Source organism: Paenibacillus sp. MDMC362 (assembly GCF_003269305.1).
Classification (GTDB): Bacteria; Bacillota; Bacilli; order Paenibacillales; family Paenibacillaceae; genus Paenibacillus_AQ.
Genome location: NZ_QLYT01000040.1, coordinates 39,458 through 59,716, shown reverse-complemented (window position 1 = coordinate 59,716; position 20,259 = coordinate 39,458). Strand labels below are relative to the sequence as shown.

Genomic DNA, 20,259 nt, shown 5'->3' with positions numbered 1-20,259 from the left:
GATTTGAACATGCGACCCCCTGGTCCCAAACCAGGTGCTCTACCAAGCTGAGCTACGTCCCGACGATAAAGATGCTGTCTTTTGAAGACAAAAATAAATATACCATGCCGAACACATAATTTCAACATGTATTTTATGGAAATTGCAGTGCCCGCATAAGAAAGCAAACAGCATCCTTCCAATGAGGGAAAGATGCTGACATTACCTTGACCTGATACGAGCAGGGCTGCAAAGGCACCTTGCCTATTTTTTGTCGAAAGTCACTTCCGGTGTCGTCAATTTATCATAAAAATCCACAATTTTGTCTTTATCGTCCGAAGCACGGAGGGCCATGGCGGAGCGTGGATGTTCGTCCAGAGTGCCTGTAATCATGTAAGGCATGATATAACCCCACTCTTCTTTTTCGCGAAGAGGGATCATATAGCGCTCGATAATATCCAGAACCGGACGCAGCTCATACTTCGTACCCTTCAAATGGGTGACCAGAAGCTCGGTCGGACAGTTGCCGGCCGCACGTCCCATCCCATAAACGGATGCATCCAGAAGCTCAACGCCAAGATCTGCAGCGACCAGCGTGTTGGAGAACGCCAGCTGCATGTTGTTATGGGTGTGAACGCCCAGACGTTTGTTTGGCAGATGCGTCTTGAACTTATTTACAAGGTATTCCATATCTTTATGATCGAGGCTTCCGTAGGAATCGACGATATATACCACATCCACGACGCTCTCCCTGATCAGCTCAAAAGCTTCCAGCAGCTCGTTCTCCATTACGTTGGAGAGGGCCATAATGTTCAGCGTAGTCTCGTAACCACGATCATGGAAGGTCTGTACCAGCGCAAGCGCCTTATCCACGTCTTTAATGTAACAAGCGACACGGATGAGATCCAGCAAGCTTTCCTCGCGCGGCAAAATATCGTCTTCATCCACACGGCCGATATCTACAAGCGCGGACAGTTTGGTTTTGCCTTTATGAGGAATAACTTCTCTGAGGAATTCATCATCCAGAAATCGCCAAGGTCCTGCCTGATCAGCGCCTTTCAGCAGTTTAGGCGAATTTTTATAACCGATTTCCATATAGTCCACGCCAGCCTCATTCAGGCCCGCGTATAAATTTTGTACGAATTCTACACTAAAATCCCAGTTATTGACCAGTCCGCCATCGCGAATGGTACAGTCTACAATCTTTGTCTGACTACTCTTAATCATTCTAAGCTAAACTCCTCTCGGCGATTTTTCTCTTCATCATACTTGAATGCCGGTTGAAAAGTAAAGCAAAAACGTCCGTAGGGCTGACGTTATTCAAAAGGATATGGGACTGCCGCTGCCTCTTCAATTCATAAGAAGCGCTTCAATTAACGACCTGGGCCTACGGGAACATGATGTGGCATCGGTATGCACTTGCCCGGATGATAAACTGCCCTTTAATGTCCACTTCATGCGTTCATCTCCTCCTAAAAAAGAAAAAGCCATTCCATCGGAACAGCTGCTCTCGTATTCATTCAGGCACGTATCGTACATCTTAGACTTCCGAAACGTCCAACTTGGGAAAAGTAATGACAAACTCCGTTCCGGCACCAACCTGACTATCCACGGCAATCGAACCGCCATGATTTCTGATAATGCTGTAACTTACGGATAATCCGAGCCCCGTTCCACTCTCCTTCGTAGTGAAGAACGGGTTGAACAGATGGTTCAGTGTATTCTGATCCATGCCGCCGCCGTTATCCGATATGCAGATGTTGATATGTTTCCCCGTATCGCGGGCTGAAATATCAATCACGCCGGTGATATTCTCATCATGATGCTCATTAATCGCATCCAGGGCGTTTTTGATAATATTTAGAATCACCTGTTTGATCTGCTTCACGTCCACGGATATAAACGCAGGCGGGGTCTTATCGGTAAGCAGATTAATCTGGCATCCCTTCATCAAGGCTTCACTTTCAGTTAGCAGAACAACTTCCTTCAATAAAGAGGATACGGACACAATCTTGGTTTCTGGAGCCGAGGGTTTGGAGGAATTTAGAAATTCATATATAATATCATTCGCACGATCGATCTCCGTAAGTATAATTCTGGCGTACTCGTCCTTACCTAAACTTACGAGATGCGGACGAAGCAGCTGGATGAAGCCACGGATGGAGGTGAGCGGGTTGCGTATCTCGTGGGCAATGGAGGCCGAGATTTTCCCCAGCATGGCCAGCTTATCGTTCTGATAAGCGGTTTGCTCAATTCGTTTGAAGTCGGATACATCCTTCACACTGATCAGAAAATCGCCTTCCATCTGGTCCCCATAGGTCATCGTGATCAGCCAAGATCGGCCATATTCATCAACCAATTCATGAAATCTCTTGCGGTGGAACACCGTTTCCCGAAAAATGCGAAGTATTTTTCTCTTCTTAAATCTAGAGAGCTGGGGATGTCGCAATAGTTGGGTCAGCGTACAGCCAGTCAGCGATTTACGGGATACACCTAACAATTTTGCCATCTGTACATTAACAAATGCTAACACACCGTCACTATCAAAGAGGATGATCCCGCTGTCGAGATTCTCCAGTATGTTCTCATACTTGTTCCTAATAAGCTGGCTGGAATGAAAAGAACGAATTGCCTGCAGCTCAGATTCACGGATTTGACTCAACAAGATGGCTCCCCCTTTTCATGAAAAGTTGAACTCACCAAACCGACAAAAAAACCTTGCAAACATCAGCTTGTCCGCCTTTGAATCAGAAGCAGCCCGAATCTGCTTCCTTCCATGATAGTCATCGAAGCAAAGAAACGTCAATCAGAAATCCTGTCGAAAAATGGGAAATTGCATAAAAATACCATCCATGATGCTTATGTATTTCTGCTTATGCAGTGTATCTAAGACCTAATCATCAAACAACTAATATAAACATTACCCCCTTTTGTTTGATTTGAAACATTAAAAAAGCCCCGGGTACTCACGAGGCTTTATTAATTCCTGGATTAAGGCTGCTTCTGGAGCCGGAGCCTGCGCTGACTCATCACGGCAAGCCGTCTTTTCAGTTCGCCCTGCCACTTCTCATCCTCCATCCATTTGGCAACCACGAGGAGATCTAACGACATATCAATCTGACTCTGAACCACCGTTAGCGGATCCTCCGACTCCCGGTTGACAACATTCTCAAAAATCGCATCCTCATCTTCCATCACATAATCCTGAAAATCCACCTGGGATGCTCCGTCACCATGGGCATATTCAGCTAATATTTCATACTCATTCTCAACCCGATGATGTACCTCCACGCGATGGCAGACCGGACAAGACAGCAGGGGAACATTATGTACTTGAGTGCGATAATGCTTCAGTGTACCCTTTGTACCCATCATACTAGCCCCACAGCAAAAACTCATATCGTTCACCCTCCTTTTGTGGATTCTCAACCGTTTCAAAATATTGTATTCGCTTTCACTCCCGCTAATTCCTTCATGAAAAGAACCTCGATTAAAATTTTAGGCACGATTCCCTAAACATAAGTCTGCAAGCCTATATATTTAATTATATATCAACGCAAGAGCGGTTCTCTAAACAAGAGTCTTCCCCTATTTCATCCAATAAAATCAGAGGTGAAAAAACCCCCACTACCTGCACATAATGTCAGATAATGAGGGCTGCCTTAACTTTAACGAAATGGAATTACAGGTTGCTGTCGCCTGGTTTCCAGTTCATAGCGCACAATCCGCCGGATTGAAGTGCTTGAAGAACGCGAAGCGTTTCTTCTACACTGCGGCCTACGTCGTTATGGTTAACAACTTGATATTTCAATTCGCCTTCTGGATCGATGATGTACAAGCCGCGCAGAGCAATGCCTTCTTCTTCGATCAGAACACCGTAGTCTCTTGCTACGTTTTTGGTGATGTCGGAAGCCAGCGGGAAGTTCAATGCTCCCAGACCATTAGCTTCTTTAGCGGTGTTGATCCAAGCTTTGTGGCTGTGGATAGAGTCAACACTTACACCCAGAATTTCAGTATCCAATGCTTTGAATTGATCATAAGCATCGCTGAGAGCCGTGATTTCAGTTGGGCATACAAAAGTGAAATCAAGCGGATAGAAGAAGAATACGAGCCATTTGCCGCGGTAGTCGGACAGGCTTACTTTACCAAAATCTTTACCGTCTCCTGATACAGTTTCCATTGTAAAATCAGGAGCCGCTTTACCAACCAAACGTTCTGCCATGATTGAATTCCTCCTTAACATATGTAAGAAAATACGTGTATTTCCTACATGCTATGTTCCTATGAACATTTAATAGAAATGTTATCATTGAGGCTAATCAAAGTCAAGATTGTAGACGTTACTTTATTATAATTATTATAAATAAGGAATTTCTTTGAACGAATGCTTCCTCTATTAACGGATAGCCGCAGCGATCAAATCGCCCATTTCTGTCGTACTAAGCGCTTTGCTCTTATCCACGGCAATGTCTGCTGTACGATGTCCGGCATCAAGCACCTCGGCAACTGCGCGTTCAATTGCGTCTGCCGCATCCTCGTAGCCGAACGTGAGGCGGTACATCAGCGCTACCGACAGAATCGTTGCGATCGGGTTTGCCAAGCCTTGACCGGCAATGTCCGGTGCCGAACCGTGTACCGGCTCGTACAGGCCGAAAGCACCCTCGCCCATGGATGCAGATGCCAGCATGCCGATGGAACCAGTCAGCATGGCTGCTTCATCGCTTAGAATGTCGCCGAACATGTTCTCGGTTACGATCACGTCAAAGCTGGACGGGCGGCGCAGAAGCTGCATCGCGCAGTTGTCTACCAGCACATGCTCCAGTTCCACGTCCGGATATTCAGGAGCGATGCGGTTTACCGTTTCGCGCCACAAGCGGGACGTTTCCAGCACGTTCGCTTTATCGACGGAAGCCAGCTTCTTCCGGCGCTTCTGTGCAATCTCGAAGGCTTGATGGACGATTCGCTCTACCTCCGCCGTATTGTACACGCAGGTATCTACCGCTTCTTCTCCACCGGCACCTTCGCGTCTGAATTTCTCGCCGAAGTATATACCTCCGGTCAGCTCGCGAACGACCATCAAGTCAGTGCCTTCCAGAACTTCAGGCTTCAATGTGGACGCGTCTTTCAAGCAATCGAAAATGACAGCCGGACGCAGGTTGGAGAACAGGCCAAGCTCTTTACGGATGCCAAGCAATCCGGTTTCCGGGCGAAGCTCCTTTGAATTGTTGTCCCATTTCGGTCCGCCTACCGCACCAAGCAACACAGCATCGGCGCTTTTACAAACATTCAACGTTTCTTCTGGCAGCGGCGTCCCTTTCTCATCAATGGCAATACCGCCAAACAATGCATGCTCTGTCGTAAATGAATATCCGAACACTTCTTCGGTACGTTTAATGATCTTCTCCGCTTCGGCCACTACCTCAGGTCCGATACCGTCTCCGGCAATTACCGCGATTTTTTTCGTTTCTGCCATTCTTCGTCACTCCTTAATTTATATACACACTGGTCGTATTTAATCATCTAGTTACTGTTGTAACATACTTCCCCCTTGATTGACCAAGATATAGAAACTATGAACTTAATTCGTTTTGCCTATAAGTAGGGGGAATGTGATCAGGGAGATGGCTGCGCCGAAGAGTTGCGCAGACGCTCAAAGAGTTAATATCAGCTTATTGCGAGTAAAGATTTAATCCGGGCAAGACTTAATGCGAGTAAAGCTTAATCGTGGGCGATTTTATGCGTGTGTGACTTACGCAAGAGCAGCTTTATGCGAGAGCATCGAAGACTTAATGTGGGAGGCTCCGAGTACGTATCGTTCCTCCAATCGCTGTTGTCGCCGAATTTCCGGATTGTATGTTAGCGGTTGAGTTTCGGCTCCAGTCTATGCTTTCGATGTGAGTTTTCCGGTGGAAAACTTTCAGCCGACCGCTTCGCTTTTCCGGAATCGATTCGTCCTCTCCGCTGCTTCGAAGCTAATGTTTGGCGATTGGCAGGTCACTGGAGAAGAGCTATCTCCCTGATCACAAGGGTGGGGGGAGGTAGAAGATCCGCCCTATGCATAAGCATGGGGCGGATCCTGAAAGTAACATCTTGAAGAGATCCTCGGTTACTCCTAGTCCTGCTTGTGGTTCTTGCTTCTTGCTTCTGCATCTTGCATCTTGCTTCTTACTTCTTGCTTCTTACTTCTTGCTTCTGCTTCTGCTTTCTGCTTCTGCCTCTCGCTTCTGCTGCTAATTACCCAGTTTCTTGCTGCTTATACTTTCTCCCCCCCACTCTCTGCTTCCTGCTCTTGCTCTTTAAATTAGGCCAATGAAGTAAACAGATCACTCGCAGGTCGGCTTTCAGTGCAACCATATTAAGGTCTCCAAACGCTTTAGTTACATTTTTCTGCCAGTACGCTACAATAGGGGTGAATTTGCCTTATACCCTAAAAGACCAAGGAGTGATCATTGATTATGAAGTACACGGCTCTAGGTAAATCCGGTATGAAAGTAAGTCGTCTGTGTCTGGGGACGATGAATTTCGGTCCTGCTACCGATGAAAAGGAAGCCTTCCGCATTATGGATGCCGCGCTTGACGCTGGCGTCAACTTCTTCGACACGGCGAACATCTACGGCTGGGGCGAGAACTCCGGGCTGACCGAAACCATTATCGGACGCTGGTTTAACCAAGGCGGGGGCCGCCGCGAGAAAGTCGTTTTGGCTACCAAATTCTACGGCTCCATGAGCGATCCTCTGGATGGTCCCAACAATGAAGCCGGGCTGTCGAGCTATAAACTTCGCCGTCATCTCGAAGCTTCGCTAAAGCGTCTGCAGACAGACCATATCGAGCTGTACCAAATGCATCACGTCGATCCTTCCGTCACCTGGGACGAGCTGTGGGGCGCATTTGAGGTTGCGGTTCATCAAGGAAAAATTGGGTATGTCGGATCCAGCAATTTTGCAGGCTGGCAGATTGCGGTTGCGCAAGCCGCAGCCCAGAACCGTCATTTCCTCGGCCTCGTTTCCGAACAGCACAAATACAGCCTGACGTGCCGATTGCCGGAACTCGAAGTGCTCCCCGCTTCGCAGCAGCTCGGACTCGGCGTCATTCCATGGAGCCCGCTGGACGGTGGACTGCTGGGACGTAATGCGCTTAAGAAAATTGAAGGCTCGCGCAGTGGGGGCAATGCGGAGCGCGTGGAGAAACACCGCTCTCAGCTGGAACAATTCGCAGCTCTCTGCCAAGAGCTGGGCGAACCGCAGGATAACGTCGCCCTTGCCTGGGTGCTTAAGAACCCGGCGGTTACGGGACCGATTATCGGACCTCGCACGCTGGAGCAATTCGAAAGCTCCCTGCGCTCGCTTGAGATTGAACTCGATGAATCCGTAATGAAGCGTCTGGATGAAATTTTCCCGGGTCCGGGCGGAGCCGCTCCCAAGGCCTATGCTTGGTAAACTAAGGAAAGTGCCCGAACAAAACGCTGTCTTATCCCGTTGATCAGCGCATCAAGCGGGTATCGGTACACTGCTATGAGTGTTTAAAGGCTCGTTCTGTATCTGATACCAGCATGCACGGCCGGCCAACAGCATTATAAAATAAATAAAGAGGAGCCCCTGTTATAGCGGCTCCTCTTTTTCTTTGAATATCTCCTGCAGCGCAAAACGATGCGATTCAGAGCTACCATGTACTCTAAGCATGCTACAGCGTAGCACGCTCACGCCGGCTAAACGTTTTGCGTTTCTCGATTAGGACGTTAACCGCATCCACGTAAGCTCTTGCACTTGCTTCCAGAATGTCGGTGCTCAAGCCGCGGCCTTGCGCAGCCACTTCGTTTTGTGACAGCACGACATGCACCTCACCTTGAGCATCCTTGCCGTGCGTTACCGATTTGATGGAATAATCCGCAAGCGTAACTTCTTCGCCGGTCACCTTGTCGATCGCGTTATAGATCGCGTCGACGGAACCGTTGCCCTCGGCCTCTTCCTCAATCGTCTGCTCCGCAGTCGCAATACGCACCCGCGCCGTCGGTGTGGATTCGTTGCCGTAAGCAACAAAGATCGTTTCCAGCTTGAACACTTCAGGCGTATCGATCAGTTTCTCTTCCAACAGAGCCAGCAGGTCCTCATCGGATACTTCCTTCTTCTTGTCGGCGAGCACCTTGAATTTGGCGAATGCGTCATTCACCTGATCTTCGTTCAGCTCGTAGCCCAAATCCAGCAGCTTCTCCCGGAAAGCATGACGGCCAGAGTGTTTGCCTAACACCAGCTTGCTTTCTTTGAGCCCGATAGACTCCGGCGTCATAATTTCGTAGGTCGTCTTCTCTTTCAGCATGCCGTCCTGATGAATGCCGGATTCATGAGCAAACGCGTTCGCGCCTACTATCGCTTTGTTGCCCGGCACGACCATACCGGTCAGCTTGCTCACAAGGCGGCTCGTGCGGGCGATCTCCGTTAGTGCCAGCCCCGTCTTCGCTCCGAAAAACTCGGAACGCGTCTCCAGCGCCATCGCAATTTCCTCAATGGCGGTATTGCCTGCGCGTTCACCGATTCCATTGATCGTTCCTTCGATCTGATCGGCCCCGTTCAGAATGGCGGCAAGGGTATTTGCCGTCGCCATGCCCAGATCGTTATGGCAATGCGCGCTCAGCTGCACCTTCTCGATATCTGGAACATTTTCCTTCAAGTATTTGAATATAGCCCCGTACTCCGAAGGATTCAAATAACCCACGGTATCCGGAATGTTAATGACATTGGCGCCTTCCCGTACAGCCATGCCTACGACCTCGGCCATGAAATCCAGCTCCGTCCGTCCGGCATCCTCCAGGGAAAACTCCACCTTGGAAAAGTATTTCTTTGCGTAACGGATCGAGGCCTGCGCCGTTTCCAGCACCTGCTGCTTCTCCATCCGCAGCTTGAACTTGCGGTGAATCGGAGAAGTCGCCAGAAATACGTGTATGCATGGATCCTGTGCGCCCTGAAGCGCTTCGCGAACCGCATCGATGTCACTCTCTCTGGAACGTGACAATCCAATGACTGTGACGTCTTTAACCGCGCGTGCCACTGCGTTCACAGCAGCAAGGTCACCGGGCGACGCCGCTGGAAAGCCTGCTTCCATGCGGTCGATTTTCAACTTTTCGAGTTGAAGGGCGATTTCCACCTTTTCCCGAGTGTTCAAATTCACGCCAGGAGACTGCTCTCCATCTCTCAGCGTTGTATCAAAGACATAAATCTTTCGCATGTCGGCACCTCCTTGAAGTTTATCGCTTGACGTAAACATCCGGCGGCAGGTTGACTTAACCCCCTGCCGCCGGCTGCTTTAATCTAACGGGACATATGCAGTTGCACCATCATCTCATGCTAGACTGCCCCATACCCGGAAGAATTCTTATGAATTCTATATATTCTTATTTTTTGATCCAATGCATCATTTCGCGAAGTTCTGCACCAACCACTTCGATCGGATGCTCGGACTCATTGCGGCGGGTAGCTGTCAGGAACGCACGGCCCGATTGGTTCTCAAGGATAAAGTCGCGAGCGAATTTACCTTGTTGAATATCGGAGAGGACTTCTTTCATTGCCTTCTTCGTATCTTCGGTTACCACGCGTGGGCCTGTTACATAGTCGCCATACTCCGCTGTGTTACTGATGGAGTCGCGCATGCTGGCAAGACCACCCTCATAGATCATGTCTACGATCAGTTTCAGTTCATGCAGGCACTCAAAGTATGCCATTTCCGGCGCGTATCCAGCTTCAGTCAACGTTTCGAAACCGGCTTTAACCAATGCGGATACACCGCCGCACAATACCGCTTGCTCACCGAACAAGTCCGTTTCGGTTTCTTCGCGGAAGGAAGTTTCGATAACGCCTGCACGAGTACATCCGATACCTTTTGCATAAGCAAGACCGATCGCCTTGGCTTGTCCAGTTGCATCTTTCTCGATTGCAATCAATCCAGGTACGCCAAAGCCTTCAACATACGTACGGCGAACCATGTGACCCGGGGATTTAGGAGCAACCAGAAGGACATCGTTGTCTTTTGGAGCTACGATTTGACCAAAATGAACGTTGAAACCGTGGGAGAACATCAGTGCCGCGCCTTTTTTCAGGTTTGGTTCGATATCGTTCTTGTACACCGCTGCTTGGGTTTCGTCCGGCATCAGGATTTGTACTACATCTGCACGGCTAACGGCTTCAGCTACAGGAAGCACTTCGAAACCATCGTTTTTCGCTTTGTCGAACGACTTGCCTTCACGAAGACCAATGACAACCTGAAGTCCGCTGTCGCGCAAGTTTTGCGCTTGAGCATGACCTTGGCTTCCATAACCGATAACCGCGATTGTTTTGTCTTTTAACACGCTGAGTTCTGCATCTTGTTCATAATAAGTAGTAATTGCCATTTGTATAAGTCCTCCTTTGATTTTAAAGACCCTTCATGATGAGCGGGTATCTCAATAGACCGAATCCCATTCCCGATCTGCTGAGACACCCGCTCATGCCATGCAGGTGTCTAACGCTTATATTGCAATAACTTTGTCATCCGCATAAAAGAAAAACGTAAAATCATTACGCGTTACCGCGAATCATCGCGGTAACCCCGGTACGGGAAAGCTCCTGGATGCCATACGGCTTAAGCAGCTCGATCATGGCATCGATTTTGACGGTATCGCCAACCACCTGAACCATCAGGTTGGCTGTGCCGATATCCACGACGGATGCGCGGAACGTCTCGACAACGCCCATAATTTCCGGTCTGGCCGACGGCTCGGCTTTTACTTTGATCAGGGCGAGCTCTCTGGCTACCATCGGTTTCGAGCTCAGGTTAATGACTTTAATAACGTCGATCAGCTTGTAAAGCTGCTTCTCCACCTGCTCCAGCGTCGTTTCATCACCGGTGGTTACGATAACCATCCGGGACAAGCCGGATTCCTCCGACTGCCCCACGGTAATGCTCTCGATGTTAAAGCCCCTGCGTCCGAATAACCCGGATACGCGCTGCAGGACACCCGGCTGGTCGTTTACTAGTACGGCAATGGTATGTTTTGTACTCATCTTACGCATCCCCCATCAGCATTTGATCGATTGTCGACCCTTGCGTCACCATCGGATACACGTTCTCGCCTTTCTCTACAACGAATTCAACGAGGACGGGTCCCGGTGTTTCCATCGCTTCGGCCCAAGCACGCTGTGCTTCTTCTTTCGTGGTGGCACGAAGTCCTTTGACACCGTAGGCTTCAGCCAGCTTGACGAAATCAGGGCTGCCTGCCAGATCGATGTGGCTGTAACGGTTATCGTAAATGAGCTCCTGCCATTGACGAACCATTCCTAGCACCTGGTTGTTGATGACAACGATTTTCACCGGAATGTTGTTGATGGCACAGATGGCAAGTTCTTGCGAACACATCTGCATGCCGCCATCCCCGTTGATCGAAATGACCAGGCGATCCGGATGCGCCATCTGGGCACCAATCGCGGACGGGAATCCGAAGCCCATCGTTCCGAGACCGCCGGAGGTGATCCAGGAACGCGGCTGGTTGAACTTGTAATACTGAGCGGCCCACATTTGGTGCTGGCCAACGTCAGTCGTTACAATCGCTTCACCCTTTGTCGTATCGTTCAGCATTTCGATAACCCATTGCGGCTTCAGCACCGTATCTGAATCGACGTAACGGAATGGGTATTCGGCTTTCCATGTTCTGATCTGGTCTCTCCACGCGTCTGCTTTCGCTGCGTACGGAACGAGCGGATTCAGCATCTCAAGCACGGTCTTCACGTCTCCGACAATCGGGATATCGGTTGGCACGTTCTTGCCGATCTCAGCCGGGTCGATATCGATATGAACGATCTTCGCATGTGGCGCGAAACCGTCAAGCTTGCCTGTAACCCTGTCATCGAATCTTGCCCCGATGTTGATCAACAGGTCCGACTGCTGAATACCATGGTTCGATGTGTAGGTTCCGTGCATACCTGGCATTCCTGTCCACAATTCGTGACCGCTTGGGAATGCTCCAAGACCGAGAAGCGTTGTCGTGATCGGAATCCCGGATTTGTTCACGAATTCGTACAGCCCTTCATGAGCACCGGAGTAAATCACGCCGCCGCCAGCAAGGATCATGGGACGCTCGGCTTCCTCAATCGCGCGGGCTAATTTATCCAACTGAAGTTTGTTAGGTACCGTCCGAGGATTGTACCCTCTCAGTTGAATTCGTTCTTCCGGCTGGAACAGCGTCGTTGCTGCGGATACATCCTTCGGTATATCGATCAGTACCGGACCTTTGCGGCCGGTTGAAGCGATATGGAAGGCTTCGTGAATCACCCTCGGCAGATCCTTTACATCTCTTACCAGGTAGCTGTGTTTCGTAATCGGCATCGTGATGCCTGTAATGTCCGCTTCCTGGAATGCGTCCGTACCGATCAGGGTTGTTGCAACGTTACCGGTTATCACAACGAGTGGAACGGAATCCATATAAGCTGTTGCGATACCGGTCACAAGGTTCGTTGCCCCCGGTCCTGAAGTCGCTATGCATACACCGACTTTGCCGCTTGCGCGAGCGTAACCGTCAGCTGCATGAATGGCGCCTTGTTCATGACGGGTCAAGACGTGATTGAAGTCCTCAAAACCATACATGGCATCGTAGATGTACAGGACCGCTCCGCCCGGATACCCGAAGACGCATTCGACACCTTCGAGCAGAAGACTCCGAAGCAAGATTTCCGATCCGGTAATCACTTCAGGCTTCAACCATTTCTCTCGTAATTGTTCTGTAGACCGCACTTCTGGAGTTTGCGCGCTCATCAGTCATCCTCCTCTCAAATATTGGCACTCTTCATTCAAGCAACAAAAAAACCTTCCGTCGCCACACCCGGAGTATCTCCGTGTGAGGGACGAAAGGTTTAGCTTCCGTGGTACCACCCATGTTTGCCCTACACTTCGCAGTGTAAAGCCTCAGCAGGTATGAAGAACACATTGAACACAGCTCTTCAATATCTGCAGTCCGTAACGTGGACTAAGACGATTCCCCCTAATAAACGCTGTTACGACTTAATGCGATAAAGTCATAGCGTAGCATCTTTCAGGGAAACAGCTCCGAGGTGAGCTCGTATAAAAGGGGTTTTGGTGGTGGTTTCAGCTGATCCATCCACTCTCTGAGCAAAAGAGCCCTTTAAACTTCGTCCTCATCATTGCCGATTGGATATATTCGTTAAAATGTTTAGAAACATTATATGATTCATTCATTCCAGAAGTCAACACATTTATTTTACTTCCGATGAAAGGTTTTCATTCACAATTGGAGCAATCTCTTCGCTTCCTTGATGCAAAACACGCTCTTAAACCCTGCTACATATGATAAATGGAGCTATTCTTAATAGCGGTGAAGGGAGGAAACAACACGATGATCCGCTATCGAAAACCGGAGCAGGATGATCCGATGATTCTACAACTCATTGAGTCCCAACTCGTCCCGCTTTCCCATATGACAAAAAAAGAGCTGGACATCATCCGCAAGGACATTCCCTCTCGTTTACGACGCGGCGTGACCCTTGTTGCTTCGCCTCAGGATAACGATAGAATCATTGCCTTTATCCATTTTATGATGCATGGCGAACTGCTGTATATCGATATGCTGGCCGTCGCATCCACCGCACAGCGAAGACGATGGGGTGTCCGATTGATGGAGCATGCCGAACGTTTCGCTGTATCCCGCGGATGCAAACGCGCCAAGGTCATGGTGGATATTGGAAACCAGACCGGCCTTAACTTTTACCGAAAGCTCGGCTACACGGTTACAAGAATCATCGAACCGAGCCGCTGTTATGAGCTGGAGAAGATCTGGTTCCTCTAATTACCAAAAGAAACCTGGCCCAAAGCCTGGCCCGAATGCGCCATACCCCGGTCCGAATCCGCCGTATCCCCCCGGGTAGCCTCCCGGATATCCACCGAAACCGCCACCATAACCTCCACCGAACGCATAGGGTGCCGTCCCAATGGCAAGAAGATCAAACAATGCGAGCGGAAGAATCGCCTTGGTTCTCACCTTTTTCCCCTTGGTTGCCGGTTCTACAAATAGGCGGTTGCCGGAAACGCGTACCAGCTTGCCTGTCACCATCGTCCCGTCTTTCTTATACGCTACGATCTGTTTGCCCACATATAATTTCACTTTTGCCTTGCTGACAGGCTTGTGCATAAGATCCCTCCTCAGGTAATATACATTCAATCTATTCCGGAAGGAGTTCCCTTGCTTGTTTCATGGCCCTTACGATGACTAAAGATGGGTAAAAAAGCTCGTCCTGCCCAGCATCCAGCGCTAAACATTCTTATGTATGACGGACAGGAGCGGAAAATAAAAAAACCGCCGTAATATTACGGCGGTTTCTTCATACACGTATAATTAAGCGTTCACTTTTTCTTTAGCTACAGTAGCCAAAGAATTAAACGCGTTCAGATCATTAACAGCCAGATCAGCCAGCATTTTACGGTTAATGTCCACGCCAGCAAGCTTCAGACCATGCATCAATTTGCTGTAAGACAGACCGTTTTGACGAGCAGCCGCGTTGATACGAACGATCCACAATTTACGGAAATTACGTTTCGTTGTACGACGATCCCGGTATGCATAAACGAGGGATTTCATTACCTGCTCGTTCGCTGTTTTAAAAATGCGGTGTTTGGAACCGAAATAACCTTTCGCAAGCTTCAATACTTTTTTATGTCGACGACGAACGACAAATCCGCCTTTAACTCGTGCCATATCAAAAGACCTCCCAATAATTGTTGTTTACTATTTCAAGTTAGCCAGACCTTGCTTCAAACGTTTAACATCTCCAGGCGCCATAACTGGGCTATTGGACAATACGCGCTTCGCACGCTTGGATTTGTGGGAAAGCAAGTGGTTTTTGTAAGCTTTATAACGTTTAACTTTACCAGTACCAGTAATCTTGAAGCGGCCTTTCAGGCTGCTATGTGTTTTCATTTTAGGCATTGTAGTACTTCCTCCTCTAATTTCTCTTAGGCTTTTGGAGCCAAAATCATAATCATGCTGCGGCCTTCCAATTTCGGTTGACGTTCAATGACGCAGAGATCCGCCACTTCCACCTTCACGCGCTCCAAAATCTTCTGACCAATGTTAGCATGGGTGATTTCACGACCGCGGAAACGCACGGAGCATTTCACTTTATCGCCGTCTTTCAAAAACTTAACGACATTGCGAAGCTTGGTTTGATAATCATGCTCCTCAATGTTGGCTCGGAACCATACTTCTTTGATATCCACAATTTTCTGGTTCTTACGTGCTTCCTTCTCTTTCTTCTGCTGCTCATAGCGGAATTTACCGTAGTCCATGATGCGGCATACCGGCGGTTTCGCCTGAGGGGCCACGTTCACCAGATCCAGATTGAGATCAATTGCCATTTGCAGTGCTTCACGAATCGGCTTGATCCCGATTTGCTCACCTTCGGCACCAACCAAACGTACTTCCTTGGCCCGAATCTCGTCATTGATCATATGTTCCTTACTGATAGTCCTCCACCTCCAAATTACTTGTTGTTCCTGTTTGAAAAAAAAAAATAAAGGGATGACGGGTTAATCACCGACATCCCTATTTGATACTCATCTCACAAATGAAGTTAAATCCATTCATTGATTTCGTGATCAAACCAGCCAACACATGTCGGTCAGGTGAGAAGCGGCGCTTCTGCTTGCAATCAGATATTCTGTTTAACAGACTACGATAGTATAACAGGTCATCCTATCTTCTGTCAACACAGATGGAAATTAAATATTGGATTAGCCTTGTTTGCTTTGAACTTCTTCAAGGCGTACAACCCGGGTGTGCTCCGTATGACTCCACTGCTTATTGTTCTGCGTGAAGAACGCATATACCGTGATAGGATACCACGACAGCAGGTAAACCGGGAACAGCACCAGATACATATACACTTTCTTGTATTTCACCTTCTCCAGAATCATCGCGATCATGAACGTGAACACGTTCGCCGCGATCGCCGTAAAGCTAAGCCATAGCGGTAAATAACCGTACAGGTTCGCGATATTCGGCCCATCGAAGAATGAGCTGTCTACCCAGATGATGGCCGTCAACAAGAAAGTCAGCAGTACGATGTAAACGTTGACTCCATACAATGCCAAGTCCAGCTTCACGAGGCTGCGTTCTTTAATGGCACGCCACAGCAGCGGGAAGAAATAACGGCGTGCAACCGTAAAGTGACCCTGCATCCAGCGCAGACGTTGTCTGGCCGAAGCCTTAAACGTAAGCGGCTTTTCGTCAAATACCTTCGCGTTATAGTTGAACTTCGGATACACGCCGCGCATAACGCTGCGCATCGTGAACTCCAAGTCCTCAACCAGACTGGTTGCGCCCCAGCCGATCTCCTTCAAGAGATTGGTCTCAAAGCACATTCCCGTACCGCCGAGAAAGTTCGCCATGTTCAGATTGCTGCGGGAGAGCTGCCATAAGCGGTTGATATACCAGTAAGATACCCCGTAAGAGGCAGTGATCCAGGAATCCTCAGGATTCTTGGTATCGATATATCCCTGGATAACTCTTGCTCCAGAGCAAAGATCATTGTTCATTTCGTTCAAGAAATTCGGAGCGGCCAGATTATCCGCGTCAAACATGACGACCGCATCATACTGGCGCGGCATCGCCCAGAGCTCTTTCAGCATCCACTCGATGGCATAACCTTTGCCTCGCAGATTCTGATTCGTACGCACGCATGCGTTCATCCCGTGGGCACGGACGATCTCTGCTGTACGATCTGTACAGTTGTCGCAGATGACAAATACGTCGTACAGATGTTTCGGATAATCAAGCTGTTTCAGGTTCTCCATTAATGCACCGACAACCTGTTCTTCGTTGTGCGCAGCAACTAACACTGCAAATGATTTATTGGGTTCAAACTGTTGTTTCTTTTTTCTTTTGACCAGACCAAACAAAGAGAATACGAACTGGTACACACCCACCGCGGCCAAGAATAGTTGGAGCGCGATAAAGATGGCGTCTGTCATGATTCTCCGTTACCCCCTTTTTATAACCCGAGAATGTTTGTTATTTTTTTCTCTCTAAGTTTTTCGCTTTTTTTTGTTGTTGCTATGACCCTGTGACTTGTGTCTGTCCTTCTAGTAGCCTCGGTGCCGCGGGGCAACTTCGCACGTCATACACGATTTTCCACACTTTTGAATCTTTTGTCAAAACCGTGGAATGCTCTAATTTACGGAAAAACTTCGTAAAAGAGCTCAGCTTGCAATGTCGTTTGCCAGCAAGCTTCGTTTCAAACGGCTTTAGTTCTTATTTTCATCCGTTTCCTTGCTTTTTATTTCTCTTGGCTGCCCATTTTTTCTTTTTCGACTTGTCCGCCAATAAATAAACGCAACAGACACCCAAAAAGTTTTCGTTTTTCAATGCTCTTTCTCTAATAAACTTTTTGATGTCCGTTTGAATCATTGTAGCGGCATCTCATACTCAAGTCAAAAGACCACGGACCCTGATTTTCTACAAAATGCGCGCAGCTGACTAACTCCTTAAGTAGCAAGGCGCCAGCGAGAAGCTTGCCGAACAAAGTTTCCGTTTCCGGGACCAAAGTCCCTGAAACATGAGTGGAGAATGGTTGATTTCTTTTCCCAAAGTCGATATGTTAAAGTTAAAGAATAACGCTGCAGAACGGGTGAAAAGTAGTGGCTAAAAAAAGAGTCTTGCTGTTATCTGAAGGGTTCGGTGCAGGCCATACACAGGCCGCTCATGCACTCTCCAGCAGCCTGCGCCAGTTATCGCCTAGCGTACAGACCAAAGTTCTCGAGCTCGGGAGCTTCTTGAACCCTAAAATCGCTCCACTGATCATTTCGGCCTACAGAAAGACGATTACAACTCGCCCGAGATTGGTCGGGTACATGTATCGCCATCAAAAGTCCTTTAACCGCTTTACGGCTTTAGCACTTCACCGAATGTTCTATACAAGCACCAAAAACGTGGTTAGACAGCTCAAACCCGACATCATTGTTTGTACCCATTTTATACCGAGTGCAGTCATCTCGCGTTTGAAACGACTGGGCATCGATGTGCCTCTGTGTACCGTTATTACCGATTATGATGCTCACGATACATGGATCAGTCCAGAGGTGGACCGATATTTCGTGTCCACGCCGGAGGTGAGGCGAAAGCTGCTCAATCGCGGGGTGTCCCAAGCCAAAATTCAGGTTACCGGCATTCCGATCCATCCCGACTTCTGGACGCATCCGAGCAAGAAGGAAATCAGGGAACGATTTCATCTGTCCGATATGCCTACCGTGCTTGTGATGGGCGGAGGCTGGGGCATCATGAATGACGAAGTGGTGCATGAATTTCTGACCCGATGGCGCGACGAAGTCCAGATCATATTTTGCCTCGGCAATAACGACAAGGGACGCGAGGAGATGGAGAACAACCCCCGGTTCCAGCATCCGAATATCCGGATTTTGGGCTTTACGCGCGAGATCGACAAGCTGATGGAGGTGTCGGATCTGCTTGTTACGAAGCCTGGCGGGATGACATGTACCGAAGGCTTGGCCAAAGGAATCCCCATGCTGTTTCATCAGCCTCTTCCCGGACAGGAAGAAGAGAACTGCCAATACTTCACCGCGCAAGGATTGGGCGAGCCTATCCATTCGCTGGAGGTTATTGGCAACTGGATGAACAAACTGCTTCATCAATACGATCTGATCCAACGGCAACGGGCGCAAAATTTGCGAGACATCGAACGATTCCATCCGATGCAAAGCGCCCGCAGCATCATCGACATGCTGGAAAACGAAAAGGTGTACTCCTAATGAGGGAGCACACCTTTTTTTGCGACGTTTTCCGCAAACACGTCATCGAATTGATAGATTTCCTACTATTATAATAGATGCAAACGCTATCATTGACGAGACTCTACCATATAGACCGTTATTTACCGTACTTTTCAAGGCGATTCTTATGGTAGGAAGCAAGTGCTTCCTTGCCAAGAATGGCCTCGCAGCGATGGATCTGCATACCTTGACCGACGAATTTCGTCTCGTATTCCGTCATCACGTGTTCTTCGTTCAGTCCGTCCCGATGCAGATCCAGCGAAATATTCGTCATTTGCAAACCATAATCGGCAAATGCATTCAGGGAGAACTCAAAAAGCGTAACCGAATCGGTCTTGAAATGAATTTCCCCGCGCTCGTTCAGGATCTGGGAATACTTGTCCAAAAAACGCGGATGCGTCAAACGACGGCGGGCATGCTTGGCTTTTGGCCACGGATCGCTGAAGTTTAAGTATAAACGTTCGATCTCGCCGGGTTCAAAAACCTGCTCGACGTTCTCGATATTAAACAGCGCCAGCTTCAAATTCGGCGGGGTATCGACACCGTCCTGAGCCCAGACATTTCGTCCCTTTTCGCTTGCACGGCGAATCAGCTCGTCGTACATGTCCACCCCGATAAAATTCACATTCTGATGCTTGTAACTCATCTGGCTTATAAATTGACCTTTGCCCATGCCGAATTCGACATGGATCGGAAGGTCATTGCCAAATAATGAAGCCCATTTCCCTCTATATTGACCGGGGTCCAAAACGACCAGGTCTTCCTGCTGCTCCAGATTTTCCCGTATACCTTTTCTTCCGCGTAAACGCATGTCATACCTCCGAAACTTTCCATGTAAATTTAGAATGATATCCCGATACTGCATTTATTGTGACGAAGTTAAACCCAAAAGTAAAGAGCCCCATAGAAAAAGGAACCTATACTCTGCTTAACGCAAAGGCTCTAGGTTCCTCTTTCTTATATTTGGAATTGGGGTTCCGCGATGGTTAAACTGTGAATAGTCTACCTTTCATTCGACGTAAAATCAAACGTCTTCTCAAAGGCGGCCCGAATCTTCCGACGTGCCGAAGCCTTCACGTCCTGATCGGAGTTAAACTCCACGCCGGTAAGGGCTAAGGCTTCGTTCGGGGTAAGCTCCACAGCGATTTTGTCTCTACTGTCGTTCTTTACTGTCGATGAATTCATTCGTAATCACCTCACGGTATTATTGTATCCATGACGTCACACAAATATGAATCCTATCCGATATATACCCATGCCAAAATTGCTTGAATCATATTTTTATTTTTCTATTTTAAATATACCAATTATATGCAATTCATTCAAGTAACAACATCTTAATTAGGCATGAAGACCTGTATATAACGCAAAGTTTTATTTTTTGTTACAATGGACATATCTGCTTAAGTAAAAGTTAAGTAACACATGTATACTTTGAGGCACGGCTATCCCTGTCTCTATTCA

The 20,259-nt window shown here is 48.3% G+C and carries 19 protein-coding genes; 3 read left to right on the top strand and 16 right to left on the bottom strand.

Annotated elements, in window-relative coordinates; translation table 11 throughout:
* Positions 1-243: 243 nt before the first annotated feature.
* The 5 genes from DP091_RS20450 to leuB all read right to left on the bottom strand — a co-directional run bounded on the left by DP091_RS20450 (position 244) and on the right by leuB (position 5,452).
* The gene (locus tag DP091_RS20450) at positions 244-1,206 is read right to left on the bottom strand and encodes an aldolase catalytic domain-containing protein (RefSeq protein ID WP_071222679.1); all 963 of its coding nucleotides are present in this window, start codon (positions 1,204-1,206) and stop codon (positions 244-246) included.
* A gap of 313 nt (positions 1,207-1,519) precedes the next feature.
* Complete coding sequence (locus tag DP091_RS20445; protein WP_113060015.1) at positions 1,520-2,644, bottom strand: ATP-binding protein; 1,125 nt, start codon at positions 2,642-2,644, stop codon at positions 1,520-1,522.
* A 326-nt stretch (positions 2,645-2,970) separates the two neighbouring features.
* Positions 2,971-3,378 carry a hypothetical protein gene (locus DP091_RS20440; RefSeq protein ID WP_015737147.1) on the bottom strand — a complete coding sequence of 136 codons (408 nt, stop codon included), beginning with the start codon at positions 3,376-3,378 and terminating at the stop codon, positions 2,971-2,973.
* A 283-nt stretch (positions 3,379-3,661) separates the two neighbouring features.
* A complete protein-coding gene (locus DP091_RS20435) occupies positions 3,662-4,201 on the bottom strand; it encodes a peroxiredoxin (protein WP_113060014.1) in 540 nt (179 codons plus the stop codon).
* Positions 4,202-4,375: 174 nt separating this feature from the next.
* The gene (gene leuB / locus DP091_RS20430; RefSeq protein WP_076324535.1) at positions 4,376-5,452 is read right to left on the bottom strand and encodes a 3-isopropylmalate dehydrogenase; all 1,077 of its coding nucleotides are present in this window, start codon (positions 5,450-5,452) and stop codon (positions 4,376-4,378) included.
* Between the two features lie 982 nt (positions 5,453-6,434).
* Between leuB and DP091_RS20425 the strand changes: the two genes are divergently transcribed.
* Positions 6,435-7,415: an aldo/keto reductase gene (locus tag DP091_RS20425; RefSeq protein WP_113060013.1), complete on the top strand. Its 981-nt coding sequence runs from the start codon at positions 6,435-6,437 to the stop codon at positions 7,413-7,415.
* A gap of 244 nt (positions 7,416-7,659) precedes the next feature.
* On the opposite strand, the gene DP091_RS20420 is transcribed toward DP091_RS20425, so the two are convergent.
* The 4 genes from DP091_RS20420 to ilvB all read right to left on the bottom strand — a co-directional run bounded on the left by DP091_RS20420 (position 7,660) and on the right by ilvB (position 12,753).
* Positions 7,660-9,198, bottom strand: a complete 1,539-nt coding sequence (locus DP091_RS20420) for a 2-isopropylmalate synthase (RefSeq protein ID WP_113060012.1) — start codon at positions 9,196-9,198, stop codon at positions 7,660-7,662.
* Between the two features lie 166 nt (positions 9,199-9,364).
* A complete protein-coding gene (gene ilvC, locus DP091_RS20415) occupies positions 9,365-10,357 on the bottom strand; it encodes a ketol-acid reductoisomerase (protein WP_009589347.1) in 993 nt (330 codons plus the stop codon).
* 166 nt (positions 10,358-10,523) lie between these two features.
* Positions 10,524-11,009 carry an acetolactate synthase small subunit gene (gene ilvN, locus DP091_RS20410; protein WP_071222673.1) on the bottom strand — a complete coding sequence of 162 codons (486 nt, stop codon included), beginning with the start codon at positions 11,007-11,009 and terminating at the stop codon, positions 10,524-10,526.
* Position 11,010: 1 nt separating this feature from the next.
* Positions 11,011-12,753, bottom strand: a complete 1,743-nt coding sequence (gene ilvB / locus DP091_RS20405; RefSeq protein WP_113060011.1) for a biosynthetic-type acetolactate synthase large subunit — start codon at positions 12,751-12,753, stop codon at positions 11,011-11,013.
* Between the two features lie 598 nt (positions 12,754-13,351).
* Here ilvB and DP091_RS20400 point away from each other — a divergent pair.
* Positions 13,352-13,801 (top strand): GNAT family N-acetyltransferase, encoded by a 450-nt coding sequence (locus tag DP091_RS20400; RefSeq protein ID WP_113060010.1) that lies wholly within the window; start codon positions 13,352-13,354, stop codon positions 13,799-13,801.
* Here DP091_RS20400 and DP091_RS20395 read toward each other — a convergent pair whose 3' ends face one another.
* From DP091_RS20395 to DP091_RS20375, 5 genes are all read right to left on the bottom strand, one after another.
* Complete coding sequence (locus tag DP091_RS20395; protein ID WP_113060009.1) at positions 13,802-14,143, bottom strand: hypothetical protein; 342 nt, start codon at positions 14,141-14,143, stop codon at positions 13,802-13,804.
* A 204-nt stretch (positions 14,144-14,347) separates the two neighbouring features.
* Positions 14,348-14,707: a 50S ribosomal protein L20 gene (gene rplT, locus DP091_RS20390; protein ID WP_071222669.1), complete on the bottom strand. Its 360-nt coding sequence runs from the start codon at positions 14,705-14,707 to the stop codon at positions 14,348-14,350.
* A gap of 30 nt (positions 14,708-14,737) precedes the next feature.
* The gene (gene rpmI / locus DP091_RS20385; protein WP_007127239.1) at positions 14,738-14,938 is read right to left on the bottom strand and encodes a 50S ribosomal protein L35; all 201 of its coding nucleotides are present in this window, start codon (positions 14,936-14,938) and stop codon (positions 14,738-14,740) included.
* A 26-nt stretch (positions 14,939-14,964) separates the two neighbouring features.
* Positions 14,965-15,459 carry a translation initiation factor IF-3 gene (gene infC / locus DP091_RS20380; protein ID WP_071222668.1) on the bottom strand — a complete coding sequence of 165 codons (495 nt, stop codon included), beginning with the start codon at positions 15,457-15,459 and terminating at the stop codon, positions 14,965-14,967.
* Between the two features lie 282 nt (positions 15,460-15,741).
* Positions 15,742-16,980, bottom strand: a complete 1,239-nt coding sequence (locus tag DP091_RS20375) for a glycosyltransferase family 2 protein (protein ID WP_113060008.1) — start codon at positions 16,978-16,980, stop codon at positions 15,742-15,744.
* A 666-nt stretch (positions 16,981-17,646) separates the two neighbouring features.
* Between DP091_RS20375 and DP091_RS20370 the strand changes: the two genes are divergently transcribed.
* Positions 17,647-18,774, top strand: a complete 1,128-nt coding sequence (locus DP091_RS20370; RefSeq protein WP_113060007.1) for an MGDG synthase family glycosyltransferase — start codon at positions 17,647-17,649, stop codon at positions 18,772-18,774.
* Between the two features lie 118 nt (positions 18,775-18,892).
* Here the strand turns inward: DP091_RS20370 and trmB are convergent, their stop codons facing one another.
* Positions 18,893-19,606, bottom strand: coding sequence for a tRNA (guanosine(46)-N7)-methyltransferase TrmB (trmB, locus tag DP091_RS20365; RefSeq protein WP_113060006.1), 714 nt, complete (start codon positions 19,604-19,606; stop codon positions 18,893-18,895).
* A 191-nt stretch (positions 19,607-19,797) separates the two neighbouring features.
* Complete coding sequence (locus DP091_RS20360; protein ID WP_071222664.1) at positions 19,798-19,980, bottom strand: hypothetical protein; 183 nt, start codon at positions 19,978-19,980, stop codon at positions 19,798-19,800.
* Between the last annotated feature and the right edge of the window lie 279 nt (positions 19,981-20,259).

Coding starts and splice junctions, on each gene's coding strand:
- ilvB (WP_113060011.1), bottom strand. CDS start 12,753: ATGAGCGCGCAAACTCCAGAAGTGCGGTCTACAGAACAATTACGAGAG.
- DP091_RS20440 (WP_015737147.1), bottom strand. CDS start 3,378: ATGAGTTTTTGCTGTGGGGCTAGTATGATGGGTACAAAGGGTACACTG.
- DP091_RS20420 (WP_113060012.1), bottom strand. CDS start 9,198: ATGCGAAAGATTTATGTCTTTGATACAACGCTGAGAGATGGAGAGCAG.
- DP091_RS20435 (WP_113060014.1), bottom strand. CDS start 4,201: ATGGCAGAACGTTTGGTTGGTAAAGCGGCTCCTGATTTTACAATGGAA.
- rpmI (WP_007127239.1), bottom strand. CDS start 14,938: ATGCCTAAAATGAAAACACATAGCAGCCTGAAAGGCCGCTTCAAGATT.
- trmB (WP_113060006.1), bottom strand. CDS start 19,606: ATGCGTTTACGCGGAAGAAAAGGTATACGGGAAAATCTGGAGCAGCAG.
- DP091_RS20425 (WP_113060013.1), top strand. CDS start 6,435: ATGAAGTACACGGCTCTAGGTAAATCCGGTATGAAAGTAAGTCGTCTG.
- infC (WP_071222668.1), bottom strand. CDS start 15,459: ATGATCAATGACGAGATTCGGGCCAAGGAAGTACGTTTGGTTGGTGCC.
- ilvC (WP_009589347.1), bottom strand. CDS start 10,357: ATGGCAATTACTACTTATTATGAACAAGATGCAGAACTCAGCGTGTTA.
- DP091_RS20395 (WP_113060009.1), bottom strand. CDS start 14,143: ATGCACAAGCCTGTCAGCAAGGCAAAAGTGAAATTATATGTGGGCAAA.
- DP091_RS20400 (WP_113060010.1), top strand. CDS start 13,352: ATGATCCGCTATCGAAAACCGGAGCAGGATGATCCGATGATTCTACAA.
- rplT (WP_071222669.1), bottom strand. CDS start 14,707: ATGGCACGAGTTAAAGGCGGATTTGTCGTTCGTCGTCGACATAAAAAA.
- ilvN (WP_071222673.1), bottom strand. CDS start 11,009: ATGAGTACAAAACATACCATTGCCGTACTAGTAAACGACCAGCCGGGT.
- DP091_RS20375 (WP_113060008.1), bottom strand. CDS start 16,980: ATGACAGACGCCATCTTTATCGCGCTCCAACTATTCTTGGCCGCGGTG.
- leuB (WP_076324535.1), bottom strand. CDS start 5,452: ATGGCAGAAACGAAAAAAATCGCGGTAATTGCCGGAGACGGTATCGGA.
- DP091_RS20360 (WP_071222664.1), bottom strand. CDS start 19,980: ATGAATTCATCGACAGTAAAGAACGACAGTAGAGACAAAATCGCTGTG.
- DP091_RS20450 (WP_071222679.1), bottom strand. CDS start 1,206: ATGATTAAGAGTAGTCAGACAAAGATTGTAGACTGTACCATTCGCGAT.